Raw genomic sequence first — 15705 nt, 5'->3', positions numbered from 1 at the left:
AGGGCGGCCCCTATCCGGGTCAGGACGCGATCCGCGGCCGCCCGGTGGCTGTCGCGACGACGATGGCTTCGACGAAACTGCGCTCGCCCTCGATTGTGGCAACCCTTATGTCCCGTGAGATCTCGATCCGAGCCTGATCGGTCCCGGCGCGCTCGGCGAGACCTGCCGCCAGAGCGCGAATGTGGGCTTCGGCGGCGGCCATTGCTTCGTCCTCGGTGTCAAAATCGTCCAGCCGCAGGCCGGAATTGAGACGGAAAAGCCCGATCTCCGGCTGGCTGACGCGGGCTTCCGCTGACATCCGTACCTGCCCGACCACCGCGCCTAGCGCATTGGCGACGTCGGCGTGTTCGGCGATCTTGCACGCATTGCCGAGGATCGGCGGCAGCCCCGCGTAGTGAAGCGATGCCGAAGCGCCGAGGCCGATCACCGGCCGGTCGAGTGCGATCGACAGCTGCGCCATGCCGCCTCGTCGGCCAACGGCACGCTGAACCAGCGGATTGGCAACAGAGACGCCGCCATCCAGCCCGTCCTCGGCAAAGACTGTTTCAAGAATGGCTTCTGCAGAACGCCGGGTGACGGCGATGAGGACCATCTCGGAAAATGCTTCCGCTCCTTTGGCGACACGATGCCCTTGGCCGTCGCGCTTGCGTGCGAACAATTCGGCGCCCAGTCGAGCCGCGACAGGATCCCAGTTGCCCTGCCGGCCGAGCACATGGGCCGCATCGGATGGCGTGAAGCCCGCAATATGCACCAGACCACGCGCGACCAGGCGATTGAGCGTTGCGACCTGTGATGTCGATACGAGCAGCCGATCGAGCGCGGCGGGAATTGCCGAAATGTGGGCATAGAGCCGCGCCTCGGTAACGGTCAGGCCCGCAGCCAGACGCTCGGGGACACCTGTGCACAACGCGAAGCGGCCGTCCAGCCGGCTGGTGTTGGGGCTGAGCAATTGCCGCTTGAGGCCATTATGGATGGCATCGCCGTGCTTCACCGCGGCGAGCGCCAGTGGCACGAGTCGACGGGGGCCGAGCACGATCGTCGAAGTCAGCGACCGCTCATGGAGCGAGACTTCCGAATCTCCCCCGAGGCCAAAGGTGCGCATGGCGACGGCTTCCACCATGGTTCGCATTCCGCCGACGGTAGCGCCTTCCGGGTCGAGCCGCAGGCGACCGCCGTCCAGAACGGCGATGTCGGTGGTGGTGCCGCCGATGTCGGACACCACTCCGTCATCAATACCGGTCATGTACCGGGCTCCAACCAGGCTGGCCGCTGGTCCTGACAGGATGGTCTCGATCGGCCGGGCGCGGGCGAATTCTGCGGTGATAAGCGCGCCGTCGCCGCGCACGACCATGAGCGGAGCGACGATCCCGCGTCTTGCCAGAAAGCCTTCGGTGGCGTCGACAAGACGATCAATCATCGAGATCAACCGGGCGTTGAGAAGCGTGGTCATCGCCCGTCGCGGGCCGCCGAGTTTAGACGACAGCTCATGCGAACAGGTCACCGGAAGCCCGGTACGCTCGCGAATGACGTCACGTACCGCGACCTCATGCTCGGGATTGCGAACCGCAAAATAGGAGGCCACGGCGATGCCTGAAACCGTGTCGGCGAGAGACGGCAGCGCGGCCACGAGAGCGTCCAGCACCAGCGGACGCGGATCGCCATGGACGTCATGTCCGCCCGGACAAAAGATCACGGGATCGGAGCCGAGAGCCTTTGACAATCCGTTCCGGTCAAGGTCGGCTTCGGCGAAACCGATCATCACCAGCGCGACCCGTCCGCCCTGCCCTTCGACGAGGGCGTTGGTCGCGAGCGTGGTCGACATGGAGACGAGCTTGATCGCGCCGGGTTCGATGGCAGCCTCGGATAAAACAGCGTCGACGGCACCGGCGATGCCCTCGGCAAGATCGTGCCGTGTGGTCAGCGATTTGGCCTTGGCCACGATGCCTGTAGATTCTGACCACAGCACGGCATCGGTATACGTGCCGCCGGTGTCGACGCCCAGATACAGGGGCGACGGCTGGTGGGTATATGCGTTCATCTTGATCAGTCGCCTAGCCCGGGTTCGGGTGAAAAATATTTCGCGAGCTTGTTTGCTTCGCCGTCGAACGCCTTGGCGTCGGCGGGTGGATCACGCTTGACCGCAATATTAGGCCACGCAGACGCATACTCGGCGTTCAGCGCGAGCCAATCGTCGAGACCAGGCACGGTATCGGGAAAAATGGCTTTCGCCGGGCATTCTGGCTCGCAGACGCCGCAGTCGATGCATTCATCGGGATGGATGACGAGCATGTTCTCGCCTTCATAGAAACAATCCACGGGACAGACTTCCACGCAGTCCATGTATTTGCATCTGATGCAATTGTCGGTGACCACGAACGTCATGAGGCGTTTCTCAGCCATGGCCGGTCAGGGCGACAGAACAATAACAGCTTCAGACTTTCGGCGACATGGGCGGCCTTCAGCCAACACAGTCCCGCAGTCTCCCTGTCCAGCAATTCGTCGCAACTTTCGCCAAACAAGGCGAGGCACCGGCCGAGCAGACCGATCTCCAACCCACCCATGTGCTTGCGGACCGCGACGAGACTTCCCTTGTAGAATCCGCTGGTCAGGATGACCGAGGACCAAAATTCGTACATCTTCGCCAGATGCGTTTCGCAATCACCGGCAACGACGCGCTCGAAAATCGGCCTGAGATCCGCGTCGGCGCGGATCTTGTCGTAGAAGGAGTCGACGAGTTGTCGAATCTGCTCGTCGGAAATCGGGGCTGTCTGTGTCAAGGGCATGCTCTGGTCCAGCGCTTATCCGGCCCTTCAGACCACACCGTAGGTCATATCGAGGGGAATGCGGTGATCATCGATAGCCCGCACGCCAGCGGTGTTTTCAGCCAGGATGAGCGTGGCTTTGCGCTCCTGCTCGGACAGGTAAGCTCCCGAGAACGTAACTACGCCGTTGGTCACGGTCACGTCCGACCTTCCGGTCGAGGGCCATGATTCGGATCGCAAGGCTTCAATAATCTCCAGCCTGATGCTGCTGTCGTCCTGCGACACCGGAGCGCGCCAACGTTTCCTGGCGACGACCAGCGCCCGCACCAGATCGGCACGACTGACGACCCCCACAATCTGTCCGTCGCGCAGCACCGGAACACGCTTGATCCGATTGTGTTCAAGCAGGGTTGCGATCTCGACGACTGGCGTGCTCTCGACCACAGTCGCAACCTCCTTTGTCATGACGTCGGTCACATGCTCGGAATGAGACTTGACATAGCCTTCCGCAAGGGCGGCGTTGTTGGCGAAAAGCCGAAGCCACCAGGAACGATGTTGCGGGGCTGTACCGATCTCTGCCCGGCGGATCAGGTCTCCTTCACTGACGATGCCCAGCAGCGCACCTCGATCAATCACCGGCACGGCGCTGATCCCGTACGACAGGAGAATATCGCCGACCTCATCCACCGTACTGTCAGGCCCTATCGCAATAACAGGTGACGTCATGACGTCCTTGGCGGTCAGCATTTCGTTCTCCTTGACCTGTCTGCGGGCGGCAGAACCGGCGGCAAGGTCGTTCCAGAGACTTGCCCGTTGCCAGCATGGAGGTGGATCGCGCGATAGAACTCCCTCGCATGGAAAGCATAGGCTTCCAGATTGGTCGGATCGCCAGCGAACAGCCCCATATCCTCGGCTTTCCGGAAGAACCAGTGAGCGGGCAAACCGGGTTCGAGCGCCTTCACGGCAACAGCCGCAAGCAATGGCAGGCCTTCGTCCGCATCGTCGTCCATCAGTTGTTCGAGCACATCCCGAATCACCCCTGTTGCGTCTGAACCAACTATGCTCTCGGCCAGTCTTGCATAGGTGATCGGCAGCCGGGTCTGTGCTTGCAGGAGCAGTTCCTCTCGGAGCCGTCTTTTGAGAGCACTGCCATCTACGAGAGCAATTGGAATGCGGCCATCTACATCGAGGCTGGCAGATACCATTTGCCCTACTACATGACACTGGATGTCCCTGCCGGAAAGTATTCTGCCGAAATCGTGTTCAAGCCTGTCCATTATTGTCATCGTCGAGCCCAGGTGCCCCTCGCGCGACAACGCCAAGAACTCCCGTGGCGTTTAGACCTGCTGGCTGGCACCGAATGTGTCAATTTCGTTACGCGCGAGCTTCACTCGTCCTTACCTACAAGACAAACGAAATTTATTGCCGCTTTAGCACAATTATTTTGCATCAGAATTTCGATTGCAGCGCGTGGCACAGCCCTTCCCTTTTCGGAATCGATATGCATCTCTGATGGGCCGAAGCCATCGCGCCCTCGATTGTCCCGGCTCTTAGCAAGCGGTGATTTCGGCCCCGAACGCGGTAACAGGAGATTATGATGATCACTGGTGCTCAATGCCGTGCCGCTCGCGCGCTGGTCGAATGGACCCGTGACAAGCTCTCAAGCAATTCAGGTGTGGATGCGTTGGTCATCGAGGAATTCGAGCGCCGGATCAACCTTCCCGACCAGGATATCTGCGACACGCTGCAAACCGCGCTTGAAAACGCCGGCGCCGTTTTCATCGCGGAAAACGGCGGCGGTGTCGGCGTTCGCCTGAAACTCAACCGCTCCGAAGTCAGACGAATTGGCGTCCTGGAAAATGAAGGCGGCATCGTCGGAACGGACGCCGTTCCATAGGTCTTCTGAGCCGATGGTTCCACGTTCACAGTCCGCTGCTGGGCAGTTCAGATCCCGCTTGGCTGCGCAGGCGCGAGGAAGGAAGCCCTTCATGACGGTTATCTGGGACGATCTCACCGAGGACGAGCAAACGGCGCTCAAACGAATGAACCGCGGACCCTACCCTTCTTTATCGAAAGCCTTGGCCGAACGCCTTGTCTTCCTCGGACTGGCGGAAGAAAGACCGGGCGGGACCGGGATAAACAGGGCCGGACGAGAACTGGTGATAGCCACCTTGCTTGGCGCCCGCCACGACTAGGCGTGCGTCAAACGGATTGGATAGCAACTGACGGCAGGGGCCGCTGACGGCATGCCGGAAGCAGCCGAACGCCACCTTTCTTGAGAGTCCGCACCGAGCGCTCCCATCCACATGGCGCTCGGATCCTTGATCGATGTCAGCGACCTCGCAAACTGCTTCTGCCTCCAACTGAGTGGTCATCGCGCGGCGCGGACAGGTGTTCTGGGAACCCGCCAATCAATGCCTTGCCCAATGTCACCGGAGAACCATAATGGGCGGAGCCAGGCAGTGGTTGTCTCCGAAGACTTTGGGCTCCAATAGATGACAGACGACACAGCGCTGATACTGATGATCGTCCTGCCTTTCGTAGGCAGCCTTGCCGCTCTCATGCTCCCGACAAAGGCTCGCAACGCCGCAGCTGTCCTCGCCGCCGCCGCGTCGTTTACCTGTCTGGGTTTGGCGGTCATGTTTTATCCCTCGGTACTCGGTCCAGGTGTGGTGCGTAGCGATATCGAATGGCTTCCGACGCTTGGCCTTGATTTCACTTTGCGAATGGATGGATTTGCCTGGCTGTTCGCCATGCTCATAAGCGGCATCGGCTTCCTCGTCGTCATTTATGCGCGCTACTACATGGCCCCGGAAGACCCGGTTCCGCGGTTCTTTTCGTTCTTTCTCGCGTTCATGGGATCGATGCTCGGGGTCGTCATTTCCGGAAACTTGATCCTGCTGGTCGTATTCTGGGAACTGACCAGCATCTTTTCCTTCCTGCTGATTGGCTATTGGCACCACAACGCCAGTGCCCGCGACGGCGCCCGCATGGCGCTGACGATTACCGGCATCGGCGGCATCGGTCTGTTGGCCGGCTTCCTGCTGATTGGCCATGCCGTTGGCAGCTACGACCTCGATCGTGTTTTGGCGTCGGGCGACCTTATCCGCTCCCACGATCTCTATGTGCCCATCCTGGTTCTTGTGCTGCTCGGGGGGTTCACCAAGAGCGCGCAGTTTCCGTTTCACTTCTGGCTGCCCAACGCCATGGCCGCACCGACCCCGGTCTCGGCCTACCTGCACTCAGCGACCATGGTGAAGGCCGGCGTGTTCCTGTTGGCGCGCCTGTGGCCGGTGCTTGCGGGGACATACGAATGGTTTTGGATCGTCGGCTTCGCCGGCATGATGTCTTTCGTTTTGGGAGCTTATTTTGCGATCTTCCAGCGGGACATTAAGGGTTTGCTCGCCTACTCGACCATCAGCCATCTCGGTCTGATTACACTTCTGCTCAGCCTCGGTAGCCCGCTGGGTGCCGTCGCTGCCATCTTCCACATGATGAACCACGCCACGTTCAAAGCCTCGTTGTTCATGGCCGCCGGTATCATCGACCATGAGACCGGAACGCGCGACATGCAGCGGCTGGGCGGGCTTTTCCGTGTCATGCCCTACACCGCGACGCTCGCCATGGTGGCAAGCGCGGCCATGGCTGGCGTCCCCCTCCTCAACGGATTTCTCTCCAAGGAAATGTTCTTCGCCGAGGCGATCGAAACGCACGCCGATTCCATTCTCGATACCGCCGCGCCCTATGCTGCCGTCCTGGGCAGCGCTTTCGCTGTTGCCTACTCGGCACGGTTCATCCACAACGTGTTTTTCCGACCGCTGCCGGCTGAGCTGCCTCGCGAACCTCACGAACCGCCGTTTTTCATGCGGTTTCCGATCCAACTTCTTGTGCTTGCCTGCCTCCTGGTTGGGACCGTTCCCGGCCTGACCATCGGTCCGTTCCTCCACACCGCCGTCACCTCCGTCCTGGGACCCGCGACGCCACAGTACAGTCTGGCTATCTGGCACGGGTTCACAATTCCTCTGTTCATGAGCGTGTTGGCGCTTGCCGGTGGCGCAATCCTTTATCTGCTGCTGAAGGACTATCTGGCGCGCTGCGAGGACGGCCCTCCCTACTTCCGCCGTCTCAGGGGCCAGCGCGTCTTCGAGCGCGTGTTGGTGGTGGTTTCGTGGAGAGGTGCCCGCTTCCTGGAAAGGTTTCTCGGAACGCGTCGGCTCCAGCCGCAACTTCGCTTGCTGGTCGTCGTGGCCTTCATCGCCGCCGCTTGGCCGCTCTACAGGCTAGGTTTCGATCCTGGTCGGCTGACAGTCCAAGGCGTCGACGTCACCTTCGCCGGCATCTGGGCAGTCGGCGTCGTGTGCGCCCTTGGCGCCGCGTGGCAAGCCAAGTTCCACCGGCTGTTCGCCCTTGTCCTGCTCGGCGGAGCCGGACTTGTCACCTGCACCACCTTCGTCTGGTTTTCGGCGCCGGACCTCGCGCTCACTCAACTGCTCGTGGAGGTGGTGACCACGGTTCTCATCCTTCTGGGATTGCGCTGGTTGCCCAAGCGATCGGCAGACGTCGCCCCCGGCCTGGCCACGACTGGCGCAAGACTACGTCGCTACCGCGATCTGGCCATTGCGGTGGTGTGCGGGACCGGCATGACCATTATCGCCTATGCGGTTATGACACGAACCCCGCCCGTCACAATCGCCGACTTCTTCCTGAAAAAGGCCTATTCGGAAGGAGGCGGCAAGAACGTCGTCAACGTCATCCTGGTGGACTTCCGGGGTTTCGACACGTTCGGCGAGATCACGGTTCTCGGCATCGTCGCGTTGACGGTGTTCGCCCTGCTTCGCCGGTTCCGGCCGGCGCCCGACAATGTCGAATCCCCTGAACAGCAACGCGTCCAGAGGGCATTCGACGAAGCCAGGCCCGACCGTGAGGCGGGCGATACGGTGAGCGACTATTTGCTGATCCCGGCGGTGATCATGCAATGGCTGTTCCCGGTCATCATCGTGGTCGCCGCCTATCTGTTCATGCGCGGCCACGATCTCCCCGGCGGCGGCTTTGTCGCCGGAATCGCATTGGCCGCCGCCTTCATCTTGCAATATCTGGCGGCGGGCACACGCTGGGTTGAAGACAGGTTGCGGGTCCTGCCGGTGAACTGGATCGGCTTCGGCCTTCTCCTGGCGGCCCTCGTCGGGGCGGCCTCCTGGCTGTTCGGATACCCTTTCCTGACCTCGTATTCCCGTTATGTCGAATTGCCACTGATCGGTTCGGTGCCGGCGGCTACCGCGACCCTTTTCGATCTCGGCGTCTTTTGCCTCGTTCTCGGTGCGACCGTGCTGATGCTGATCGCTCTCGCCCACCAGTCCATCCGCCGACTGCGCGCATACCGGATCGTGGCGCAAAGCAACGAGGAAATCGCGTAGTGGAGCTTATCCTTGCCATCGGGATCGGCGTACTGACGGGGGCCGGCGTTTGGCTGTTACTTCGGCCGCGGACCTTTCAGGTCATCATCGGCCTGTCGCTCATCGGCTATGGGGTTAATCTGTTCATCTTCTCGATGGGCAGACTCAGGGTGAATACGCCGCCCGTTCTCGAATCCGGCGCGGTGGTCAACCCAGCGGACTACGCCGACCCCATCCCGCAGGCGCTTGTTTTGACCGCCATCGTCATCGGCTTCGCGACAACGGCCCTGTTCCTCGTGGTGCTGCTCGTATCGCGTGGCCTGACGGGCAGCGACCATGTCGACGGCAGGGAGCCCAATTGATGGAAACGGCAGGTCATCTCATGATCATGCCGATCGTCCTGCCGCTCGCGGCAGGGGCCGTGCTGCTGCTGCTGGACGAGCGTCGCCATGTCGTCAAGGCAGTGATCAGCATCGTCTCGGTGCTTGCGCTGGTGGTCATCGCCATAGCTCTGCTTCGCTCGGTCGACAATGCCTTTGCTTCGTCAGCAACCACCGGCGTCTATCTGCTCGGCAATTGGCCGGCGCCGTTCGGCATCGTGCTCGTGCTCGACAGGTTGTCCGCCCTGATGCTGGTTCTCACCAGCGTACTGGCGCTCGCTTCCCTGGCCTTCTCGCTGGCGCGCTGGCACAAGGCAGGGCCGCATTTCCACACGCTCTTCCAGTTTCTGCTCATGGGGCTGAACGGGGCGTTCCTCACCGGCGACCTGTTCAACCTGTTCGTCTTCTTCGAGGTGCTTCTGGCTGCATCCTATGGTCTCGTTCTGCATGGCTCGGGACCGCTCCGCGTCAAGGCGGGCCTGCACTACATTGCAGTCAATCTCGCTGCTTCGTCGCTGTTTCTGATCGGGGTCAGCCTGATCTACGGCGTGACCGGCACACTGAACATGGCAGATCTTGCGCAGCGAATCCCGGCGGTGCCGGCGGCGGATCGAATGCTGCTCGAAGCAGGCGCCGCCGTCCTCGGCGTCGCCTTCCTGGTCAAGGCGGGGATGTGGCCGCTGAGCTTCTGGCTGCCCGGCGCTTATTCGGCGGCAGCGGCCCCGGTCGCCGCGATCTTCGTGATCATGACCAAGGTCGGCTTCTATATCCTGCTGAGGCTTTCCCTGTTGCTGTTTGGCGTGGACGCCGGCGCCACAGCGGGCTTTGGCGACTCGTGGCTGCTGTTCGGCGGCATGGCCACCATCGCCTTCGGCGCTATCGGCGTGTTGGCGTCGCAGGCAGTGGGCCGGCTCGCCGGCTTCAGCATCCTGGTCTCATCCGGCACACTGCTGGCCGCGATCGGGATGGCCGATGCGAGAGTCACTGCCGGAGCCCTCTTCTACATGGTCAGTTCAACACTGACGATCGGCGCGTTCTTTCTCTTGATCGAACTCGTCGAGCGGGTGCAGGACCCAGCCGCGCATGTTCTATCGGTGACCATGGAAGCCTATCGCGACGACATGGAGGAGCCGGTGCCAGAGCAGGAGGAAGTCGGCGTTGCCATCCCCGGCACGCTGGCCGTTCTCGGCATCTGTTTCGCGGCATGCGGCCTCTTGCTCGCGGGCCTGCCACCGCTTTCGGGATTTGTCGGAAAGTTCGCGCTGCTGACCGCGATGGTGCGCCCCGATCCTGTGGCGGGTGGCGGCCTAATCGCGGGCTCGACATGGATCCTGGTCGCGTTGCTGATCCTGTCCGGCCTCTGCGCCCTGATCGGCACGATGCGCGCTGGCATCCAGATTTTCTGGGCGCCGATCGAAGGCACCGTCCCCCGCGTGCTGCTCCTGGAGATCGCGCCAGTAGCCTTCCTCCTGACGCTCTGCCTGTTGATGACGGTCCAGGGTGGACCGATGATGCGCTACATGGATGCGACCGCCCAATCGCTGCATTCGCCCGCGGACTACTTGCGAGATGTTCTGTCCATCCAGCCGATACCAGGGCCCAACGCGCCGAGGGACAAATGATCGCCCTTCTGCCTTATCCGCTGCTGACAGCTTCGCTGCTCGCGATGTGGATACTGCTCAATGGGCTGTCCATCGGCCAGGTGTTTCTCGGCGGCGTCATCGCTCTCGCAGCGTCCTTGGCCATGGCAGCGCTTCAGCCCGCTAAACCAAAAATACGACGCTGGGACCTGATCCCGCAATTGGTCCTGGTCGTCCTGGCGGACATTCTTCGCTCCAACATCGCCGTGGCGGAGATCATCCTGCAAGGCGGGCGGCATACGCGAACATCCGGATTCGTGATGATCCCGCTCGAACTGCGCGACCGGACTGGGTTGGCCGTACTCGCCTGCATCATCACCAGCACGCCCGGCACCGCCTGGGTCGAATATCACGCCGGCAGCGGCAGGCTTCGGATCCATGTTCTCGACCTGATCGACCAGCAGGCGTGGATCGACCTGATCAAGCAGCGTTATGAACGACGGTTGATGGAGATTTTCGAATGAGCGGCGTCATAATCGCATGGTCCGTCACCACCGCTCAATTGCTTCTGGTCGCCGCCATGGCATGTGCTCTGCTGCGCCTCGTTCGGGGGCCGCGCGCGCAGGACCGGATCCTGAGCTTCGATGCGCTCTATGTCGGCGCCATGCTTCTCCTGCTGACTTTCGGCATCCGTGCCGGCAGCACGGTCTATTTCGAGGCTGCCCTGGTGATCGCGCTGCTTGGCTTTGTCTCGACCGTGGCGCTGGCGAAATTCCTTATGCGCGGCGAGGTAATAGAATGACCCCTGTCGCCGACCTGCCGGTCTGGGCTGCTCTGCTCACGGGGTTCTTCTTGATCCTGGGGTCGACGCTGACCCTGCTCGGGTCGGTCGGGCTCCTGAGGTTCAGAAGCTTTTACGAACGAATTCACGCCCCGACGCTAGGGACCACCTGGGGCACGGGCGGTGTTCTGATCGCCTCGATCATCTTTCATTCCGTGCTTCAGTCGAAACCTCTCCTGCACGAGATACTGATCGCACTGTTCGTGACTGTCACGACACCCGTCTCGCTTATGCTGCTGGCGCGCGCGTCGCTTTACCGAGACCGCAGCGAAGGCAACGATGGCGTCCCGCCATTCGAGATGGCCGCAGAATCCCAAGACGAACAACCACGATCATCTGGCGCGTAGGCCACGATCAACTTCGGATCGGCGGCACCGCGAAAACATCCACGTCGACCGATCGCAGAATGCTTTCTGTCACGCTGCCCAGAAGTACCTTGATGAGACCCGAACGGCCATGCGTTCCGATCACCAGAAGGTCGGGCGCCACCTCCTTGATCGCCTCCATGATTGCTTCGACGGGGCCTGCTTCCTTGATACGCAGCGACCAGTTGTCGACGCCAAAGTCGTTCGCCTCCAGAAACGCGACCAGTTCCCTACCCGCCTGCAAACGTTCTGCCGCCACGTAGCGCGCTATCTCGTCCTTGCCTATTCCAGCATTGGACATTTTTCCCTTGGCGAACGCATCGAAACCATGGACCAGCGAAAGACTGGCGTCGCCTATGAGCCCGGTTTCCCTCGCCGTCCTGATTGCGCGTGCGGACGGCTCCGACATATCCACGGCGGCCATCACCTTTTTGTATGAATGTTCCACCTCAGCATTCACCATGAGGACCGGGCATGGTCCGGTACGGATCACGCGTTCGATGGTCGTTCCGACAAAAATATCGCGGAGCAACTGCTTGCGGTGCGCGCCCATGACAATGAGATCCGCCGAGCTCGCTGCGGCCGCTTTCAGGATGCCGTCGAACGGGTCGCCGGCGACAACCGTGGACCTGCAGCGGAGCCCCTGCAGTTCGGGGATCGAGGCCATTTGTTCTTCAAGATATCGCTGTGCTTCGCGTCTTTCGAGCTCGAGTATATCTGCGGGCTGGTCGTCGTCGACGACATGGACAAGCGTGAGTTCGGCGCTGACGTCCCGAGCCACAAGGCCAGCTCGCCGCAATGCACGTAGCGAACGGGTGGAAAAATCTGTCGCGGCAAGGATTTTCATGGCAGCTCCTTGTTCCTCGTCCCTGAAATCATAACCGCCGGTCGTTGGGCGTACTTTGGCTAGTAATCTGGTTGACGATGCTATCGCGTATTCGGAGTGGCATCCTAGGCGGCGGCTCTACTGTGCTGCAAGGGCCGCCGGAAATGCTTGATCGGCTTCTCTTGCCGCTGAGTCTGACGTCGAGCGCCTTGACTTCGCAGATTGCTTCCCCAACTATAGGGTATGAGCACCGTCGCCAAAATCCGTCGCGATTTTCTTTTCCGGGTTTGCCCCATAGCGGGATCGTAACCCCCGGCTCGGCTGCCATGCGCGCCCCGAGCCGAGGGGTGAACATGTAAAAATTGAACATGTAACATTGGCGCAGGGTCGCATCAGTCCCTGCGGCATCGGCGCATTCAGCAACAAATTTCCGTCGCACTGACAACCGCTGACGATCCCTTGCCGGGCTCGGACGCGAGGCAGAAACATGAGTACTCAAATGCAAGACATCACGAAAAGCCGGCGCAAGCCGAACATCCGCATTTCGAAGTCGGACCACGCGCGTCTGTCGGCGCTCGCGAACACCGTTGCCGCCCGAAATCCGGAGGCGGCAGATGAGCTGTTCGCCGAACTCGAGCGCGCCCGCATCGTCGCTGATGGCTGGGTCTCCGCCGGCACCGTCCGGATGGGTTCGACCGTGACTTTCAAGCCCGATACCGGCGATCGGAAAACGGTGACGCTGGTTTTCCCTGGCGATGCGGACATCTCCGAAGGCAAGGTCTCAATCCTCACGCCGATTGGCACGGCCCTGGTCGGCCTCTCGGCTGGGCAGTCGATCATGTGGACCGCCCGAGACGGGCGTCGGCATGAACTGCTGGTGCTTGATGTGAGCCAGCCCGCTCCGGCAGGCGATGTGGCCGATCGGCGCGCGCCAGCGTCTTCGACAATCGCTGCGGGCGTCTAGACATGGGCGTTGGCATCCGTCTCCTCAATCACGCGGGCAGCCTCATCGCGGGAGTGTGACCCCTGCGCCGGCCTATCCTGGCCCGGCACAGCGGTAGCTTTCAAACCCGATCAATTGCCTGACGCCGGACCCCTTGCACAGGGCCGGCTGGAGACGTGCCATGCCCACTATCGATAGCTGCCAACTGACCACCAAGGACTACACCATTCTTGAGGTGATGCAGGAGCGCCGACCTGCCCTCGGCGATGCCTTGTCGGCGATCCTTCAACGGAAGATTTCGAGCGCAGTTGTGATGTTTCGGGAAGACATCCCCGGCAAACGTCGTGACGCTCAGCAGCCGCGTGGCTTATCGGGTAAACGACGGCCCTGCCGAAACCCGCATCGTCGCCCATGACCACATGCGCGGTCTGGTTGGCATGCTGTTGCCTATCACCAATCCGCGCGGCCTGGCGCTGCTCGGTCTGGCCGAGGGTCAGTCCATTTCCATTCCGACCTCGGACGCCAGCCTTGAAACGCTGACCGTACATGAAGTGGTTTATCAGCCAGAAGCCGCAAGGCGCGAGAGGCTGAAGCTGGCGGGCGTTGCCGAGCCGGGTTCGTGGCGACCGGACGGACCGGTTCTGCGCGTCGTCCATCGTTCCGATGAACCGCACGACGAAGCTCAGAGCAAAGTCGCGGCGGCATTCGATGCCGGGTTCGACGACCCGGGTCCATCGGCCGCCTGAGAACTCGACTGTCCCGAAGGCTGTGAAGGCGGGTGGACAAGCGTCCCGTCGGGCCTTGCCCTGTATCAATTGAGGCCAACAAAGTAGGGTCTGATTATGGATGATTACAACAACCAGAAGGGCGCCAAGCCTGAAGATGTGCGAGCCGCGTTGAGAGGCTGGGCATTCTTCGCCGTTCTAATGACCGGAATCTTTGGCCTGGCCTACGCTTTGATCGAAATGTAGATGAACCGGCGAAGCCGACCAGCTTGCCGTTGCAGTCTTTGCGGTCAAACGCGAACCATGGCTTCGCGCCGGGAGCGACGCTCAATTCACAACTTGCTTCAGGCCGCGCAGCGCCTCCTGTACGTCGGCTCGCGCCTCGCTTGCTTCCGAATAGACGGCATAGGCCGGATAGGTGAATTCCGGCGCGCCTTCTACTACCTCCAGTTGCCCGGCCTCGATATGGGGAGCTGCTGCGCCCCTGCGGAAATAACCCATTCCGCCGGCGCGCAAGATGTAGCTCAGCCCCAGCGGTCCCAGGCCGACCATCAATCCCGGCTCGCCGAAGGCAGAGGAACTGGCACCATGCTGGGCCGCAAACAGCGGCCCCAGTCGACATAGACATAGTCCTTGGAGCCGCCGGGTTCCCCGTCTCGGTCCATGGTCCGGACCAGAACGAGTTGCTCCTCAACGAGAAGCTCCACCCTGAATCCCGGCAACAACCTCGGCGCATAGAGCACCGCAATGTCAAGAACACCGGTCCTGAGTTGCTCGATCAGTTGGTCCGGTACGCCGACCTGGGCTTGGATGGCGATTTCCGGCCTGGCGTTCTTCATCCAGACCAGCCAGTCGAGCAGCAGCGGGTTCCACAAGCTGAGCTCTCCGCCAAGGGCGACGACGCTTGTCCGTCCCGATGGGATGGCGAGTTGGTGGCGGGCGCGCTCCCAGATTTGCACGAATGACTGGGCGAACCGCTCGAACTCCCGGCCCGCCGGCGTCAGTTGCGCGCCGTTGCGGTTACGGATGAAGAGCTGACGTCCGAGCTCCTCCTCCAGCGTGCGAATGCGTGCGCTTACGGTGGTCTGCGTGACATGAAGGCGATCCGCAGCCTTCAGGAAGCTGCCCGAATGGACGATTTCCAAAAACGTGCGAGCGCGGTCGATGTCCATTGGGGCTTCTCGGTTCAGTGCAATAATCTTGCACCAATACAGCATTTAATTCCGTTTGCCTTCCTGTTTTACACAGCGCAACCTTGATGAGGCCGAGCGGTTTCCGCTGCGACGGTTAATGGAGCGCGCAATGCCAGATCAGGAGGATGGTCCCTTGGAAACGCAAGAGTACGCCTCTCCGCCGTGCTACATGCACGAACTTGTTCCGGGATATGGCGCGGATTCGATCGCGCAGGACACTTGGTCGGATGTCTGTCGGTGGCGCAAGGCGGAACGCAAGCGCCTGATCGACGAGCGTCTAGCCGTAGACCCCGAGGAACGCCTCGCGAAGTCTTTGCGCATCGCTTCCGCTCTCGATCTGGCTGTCGGCCGGGTGAGCGGCCGCATCGTTAGTGGCTATTGGCCTTTTCGAGGGGAAACGGACCTTCGCAACTGGGCGATCCGGGTGATCGAGCGCGGCGGGCGGATCGCGCTGCCGGTCGTCATCAAAAAAGGCTGGCCGCTCGAGTTTCGTATTTGGGGACCGGGAGACCCACTGGAACGCGGAATGTGGAATATTCTTGTCCCGTCACACGGGCCTTCGGTCCAGCCGGATGTGGTCATCGCGCCCGTAAGTCGGTTTCGACCAGGCGAATTATCGCCTGGGCTATGGCGGCGGCTTCTTCGACCGGACCCTGGCCGCCGCGCCGAAGCGGCCTCTCGTCGTGGGCGTCGGTTA

19 protein-coding genes and 1 pseudogene are annotated in these 15705 nt (G+C 61.5%); 11 read left to right on the top strand and 9 right to left on the bottom strand.

Going from position 1 to position 15705, the window contains the following annotated elements; translation table 11 throughout:
* Positions 1-19: 19 nt before the first annotated feature.
* From EN991_RS00350 to EN991_RS40220, 6 genes are all read right to left on the bottom strand, one after another.
* Positions 20-2038 (bottom strand): hydantoinase/oxoprolinase family protein, encoded by a 2019-nt coding sequence (locus EN991_RS00350; protein ID WP_127367946.1) that lies wholly within the window; start codon positions 2036-2038, stop codon positions 20-22.
* Between the two features lie 5 nt (positions 2039-2043).
* Entirely contained in the window at positions 2044-2382 is a 339-nt protein-coding gene (fdxA, locus tag EN991_RS00345) for a ferredoxin FdxA (protein WP_127367945.1), read from the bottom strand.
* Entirely contained in the window at positions 2379-2777 is a 399-nt protein-coding gene (locus tag EN991_RS00340) for a group III truncated hemoglobin (RefSeq protein ID WP_245321852.1), read from the bottom strand. The genes fdxA and EN991_RS00340 overlap by 4 nt, the downstream gene beginning before the upstream one ends.
* 33 nt (positions 2778-2810) lie before the next feature.
* Positions 2811-3509, bottom strand: a complete 699-nt coding sequence (locus EN991_RS00335) for a CBS domain-containing protein (protein ID WP_127367944.1) — start codon at positions 3507-3509, stop codon at positions 2811-2813.
* Positions 3503-4039 (bottom strand): hypothetical protein, encoded by a 537-nt coding sequence (locus tag EN991_RS00330; RefSeq protein ID WP_127367943.1) that lies wholly within the window; start codon positions 4037-4039, stop codon positions 3503-3505. The genes EN991_RS00335 and EN991_RS00330 overlap by 7 nt, the downstream gene beginning before the upstream one ends.
* Before the next feature lie 392 nt (positions 4040-4431).
* Positions 4432-4752, bottom strand: coding sequence for a hypothetical protein (locus tag EN991_RS40220; RefSeq protein ID WP_206519123.1), 321 nt, complete (start codon positions 4750-4752; stop codon positions 4432-4434).
* Here EN991_RS40220 and EN991_RS00320 point away from each other — a divergent pair.
* The 7 genes from EN991_RS00320 (at position 4751) to mnhG (ending at position 11303) form a co-directional block, all read left to right on the top strand.
* The gene (locus EN991_RS00320; protein WP_127367941.1) at positions 4751-4957 is read left to right on the top strand and encodes a hypothetical protein; all 207 of its coding nucleotides are present in this window, start codon (positions 4751-4753) and stop codon (positions 4955-4957) included. The two genes, EN991_RS40220 and EN991_RS00320, sit on opposite strands and share 2 nt — an antisense overlap.
* A gap of 300 nt (positions 4958-5257) precedes the next feature.
* Entirely contained in the window at positions 5258-8176 is a 2919-nt protein-coding gene (locus EN991_RS00315) for a monovalent cation/H+ antiporter subunit A (protein ID WP_127367940.1), read from the top strand.
* Complete coding sequence (locus EN991_RS00310; RefSeq protein WP_127367939.1) at positions 8176-8517, top strand: Na+/H+ antiporter subunit C; 342 nt, start codon at positions 8176-8178, stop codon at positions 8515-8517. The genes EN991_RS00315 and EN991_RS00310 overlap by 1 nt, the downstream gene beginning before the upstream one ends.
* On the top strand, positions 8517-10157 hold the full coding sequence (locus tag EN991_RS00305) for a monovalent cation/H+ antiporter subunit D (protein ID WP_127367938.1): 1641 nt from the start codon (positions 8517-8519) through the stop codon (positions 10155-10157). Before EN991_RS00310 ends, EN991_RS00305 begins: the two co-directional genes overlap by 1 nt.
* A complete protein-coding gene (locus tag EN991_RS00300; RefSeq protein ID WP_127367937.1) occupies positions 10154-10639 on the top strand; it encodes a Na+/H+ antiporter subunit E in 486 nt (161 codons plus the stop codon). Before EN991_RS00305 ends, EN991_RS00300 begins: the two co-directional genes overlap by 4 nt.
* Complete coding sequence (locus EN991_RS00295; protein WP_064994275.1) at positions 10636-10917, top strand: K+/H+ antiporter subunit F; 282 nt, start codon at positions 10636-10638, stop codon at positions 10915-10917. Before EN991_RS00300 ends, EN991_RS00295 begins: the two co-directional genes overlap by 4 nt.
* Entirely contained in the window at positions 10914-11303 is a 390-nt protein-coding gene (gene mnhG / locus EN991_RS00290; protein ID WP_127367936.1) for a monovalent cation/H(+) antiporter subunit G, read from the top strand. The genes EN991_RS00295 and mnhG overlap by 4 nt, the downstream gene beginning before the upstream one ends.
* A gap of 7 nt (positions 11304-11310) precedes the next feature.
* Here mnhG and EN991_RS00285 read toward each other — a convergent pair whose 3' ends face one another.
* Positions 11311-12168 carry a universal stress protein gene (locus EN991_RS00285; RefSeq protein ID WP_127367935.1) on the bottom strand — a complete coding sequence of 286 codons (858 nt, stop codon included), beginning with the start codon at positions 12166-12168 and terminating at the stop codon, positions 11311-11313.
* Between the two features lie 478 nt (positions 12169-12646).
* On the opposite strand from EN991_RS00285, the gene rnk reads away from it, so the two are divergent.
* From rnk to EN991_RS41570, 3 genes are all read left to right on the top strand, one after another.
* Positions 12647-13111 (top strand): nucleoside diphosphate kinase regulator, encoded by a 465-nt coding sequence (gene rnk, locus EN991_RS00280; protein WP_064994272.1) that lies wholly within the window; start codon positions 12647-12649, stop codon positions 13109-13111.
* Positions 13112-13434: 323 nt separating this feature from the next.
* Positions 13435-13836 carry a nucleoside-diphosphate kinase gene (locus EN991_RS00275; protein ID WP_127367934.1) on the top strand — a complete coding sequence of 134 codons (402 nt, stop codon included), beginning with the start codon at positions 13435-13437 and terminating at the stop codon, positions 13834-13836.
* Positions 13837-13932: 96 nt separating this feature from the next.
* The gene (locus tag EN991_RS41570; RefSeq protein ID WP_263499052.1) at positions 13933-14061 is read left to right on the top strand and encodes a hypothetical protein; all 129 of its coding nucleotides are present in this window, start codon (positions 13933-13935) and stop codon (positions 14059-14061) included.
* A gap of 81 nt (positions 14062-14142) precedes the next feature.
* Here the strand turns inward: EN991_RS41570 and EN991_RS40570 are convergent, their stop codons facing one another.
* Entirely contained in the window at positions 14143-14370 is a 228-nt protein-coding gene (locus EN991_RS40570; protein WP_245460869.1) for a hypothetical protein, read from the bottom strand.
* A complete protein-coding gene (locus tag EN991_RS00270) occupies positions 14367-14987 on the bottom strand; it encodes a LysR family transcriptional regulator (protein WP_245460868.1) in 621 nt (206 codons plus the stop codon). Before EN991_RS00270 ends, EN991_RS40570 begins: the two co-directional genes overlap by 4 nt.
* A 641-nt stretch (positions 14988-15628) precedes the next feature.
* Between EN991_RS00270 and EN991_RS41735 the strand changes: the two are divergent.
* A pseudogene (locus tag EN991_RS41735) lies at positions 15629-15705 on the top strand (5-formyltetrahydrofolate cyclo-ligase); the annotation flags it as partial.

The sequence above is a fragment of the Mesorhizobium sp. M7A.F.Ca.US.005.03.2.1 genome, assembly GCF_003997795.1.
GTDB lineage: Bacteria > Pseudomonadota > Alphaproteobacteria > Rhizobiales > Rhizobiaceae > Mesorhizobium > Mesorhizobium ciceri.
This window is presented reverse-complemented; position numbering and strand designations above follow the sequence as displayed.

Bases quoted from the DNA above. Each gene is read 5' to 3' on its own strand.
- EN991_RS00350 (WP_127367946.1), bottom strand. From the start codon at position 2,038: ATGAACGCATATACCCACCAGCCGTCGCCCCTGTATCTGGGCGTCGAC.
- EN991_RS00300 (WP_127367937.1), top strand. From the start codon at position 10,154: ATGATCGCCCTTCTGCCTTATCCGCTGCTGACAGCTTCGCTGCTCGCG.
- EN991_RS41570 (WP_263499052.1), top strand. From the start codon at position 13,933: ATGGATGATTACAACAACCAGAAGGGCGCCAAGCCTGAAGATGTGCGA.
- EN991_RS00270 (WP_245460868.1), bottom strand. From the start codon at position 14,987: ATGGACATCGACCGCGCTCGCACGTTTTTGGAAATCGTCCATTCGGGC.
- EN991_RS40220 (WP_206519123.1), bottom strand. From the start codon at position 4,752: ATGAAGGGCTTCCTTCCTCGCGCCTGCGCAGCCAAGCGGGATCTGAAC.
- EN991_RS00330 (WP_127367943.1), bottom strand. From the start codon at position 4,039: ATGGACAGGCTTGAACACGATTTCGGCAGAATACTTTCCGGCAGGGAC.
- EN991_RS00285 (WP_127367935.1), bottom strand. From the start codon at position 12,168: ATGAAAATCCTTGCCGCGACAGATTTTTCCACCCGTTCGCTACGTGCA.
- EN991_RS00295 (WP_064994275.1), top strand. From the start codon at position 10,636: ATGAGCGGCGTCATAATCGCATGGTCCGTCACCACCGCTCAATTGCTT.
- EN991_RS00320 (WP_127367941.1), top strand. From the start codon at position 4,751: ATGACGGTTATCTGGGACGATCTCACCGAGGACGAGCAAACGGCGCTC.
- mnhG (WP_127367936.1), top strand. From the start codon at position 10,914: ATGACCCCTGTCGCCGACCTGCCGGTCTGGGCTGCTCTGCTCACGGGG.
- EN991_RS00305 (WP_127367938.1), top strand. From the start codon at position 8,517: ATGGAAACGGCAGGTCATCTCATGATCATGCCGATCGTCCTGCCGCTC.
- EN991_RS00335 (WP_127367944.1), bottom strand. From the start codon at position 3,509: ATGCTGACCGCCAAGGACGTCATGACGTCACCTGTTATTGCGATAGGG.
- rnk (WP_064994272.1), top strand. From the start codon at position 12,647: ATGCAAGACATCACGAAAAGCCGGCGCAAGCCGAACATCCGCATTTCG.
- EN991_RS00315 (WP_127367940.1), top strand. From the start codon at position 5,258: ATGACAGACGACACAGCGCTGATACTGATGATCGTCCTGCCTTTCGTA.
- fdxA (WP_127367945.1), bottom strand. From the start codon at position 2,382: ATGACGTTCGTGGTCACCGACAATTGCATCAGATGCAAATACATGGAC.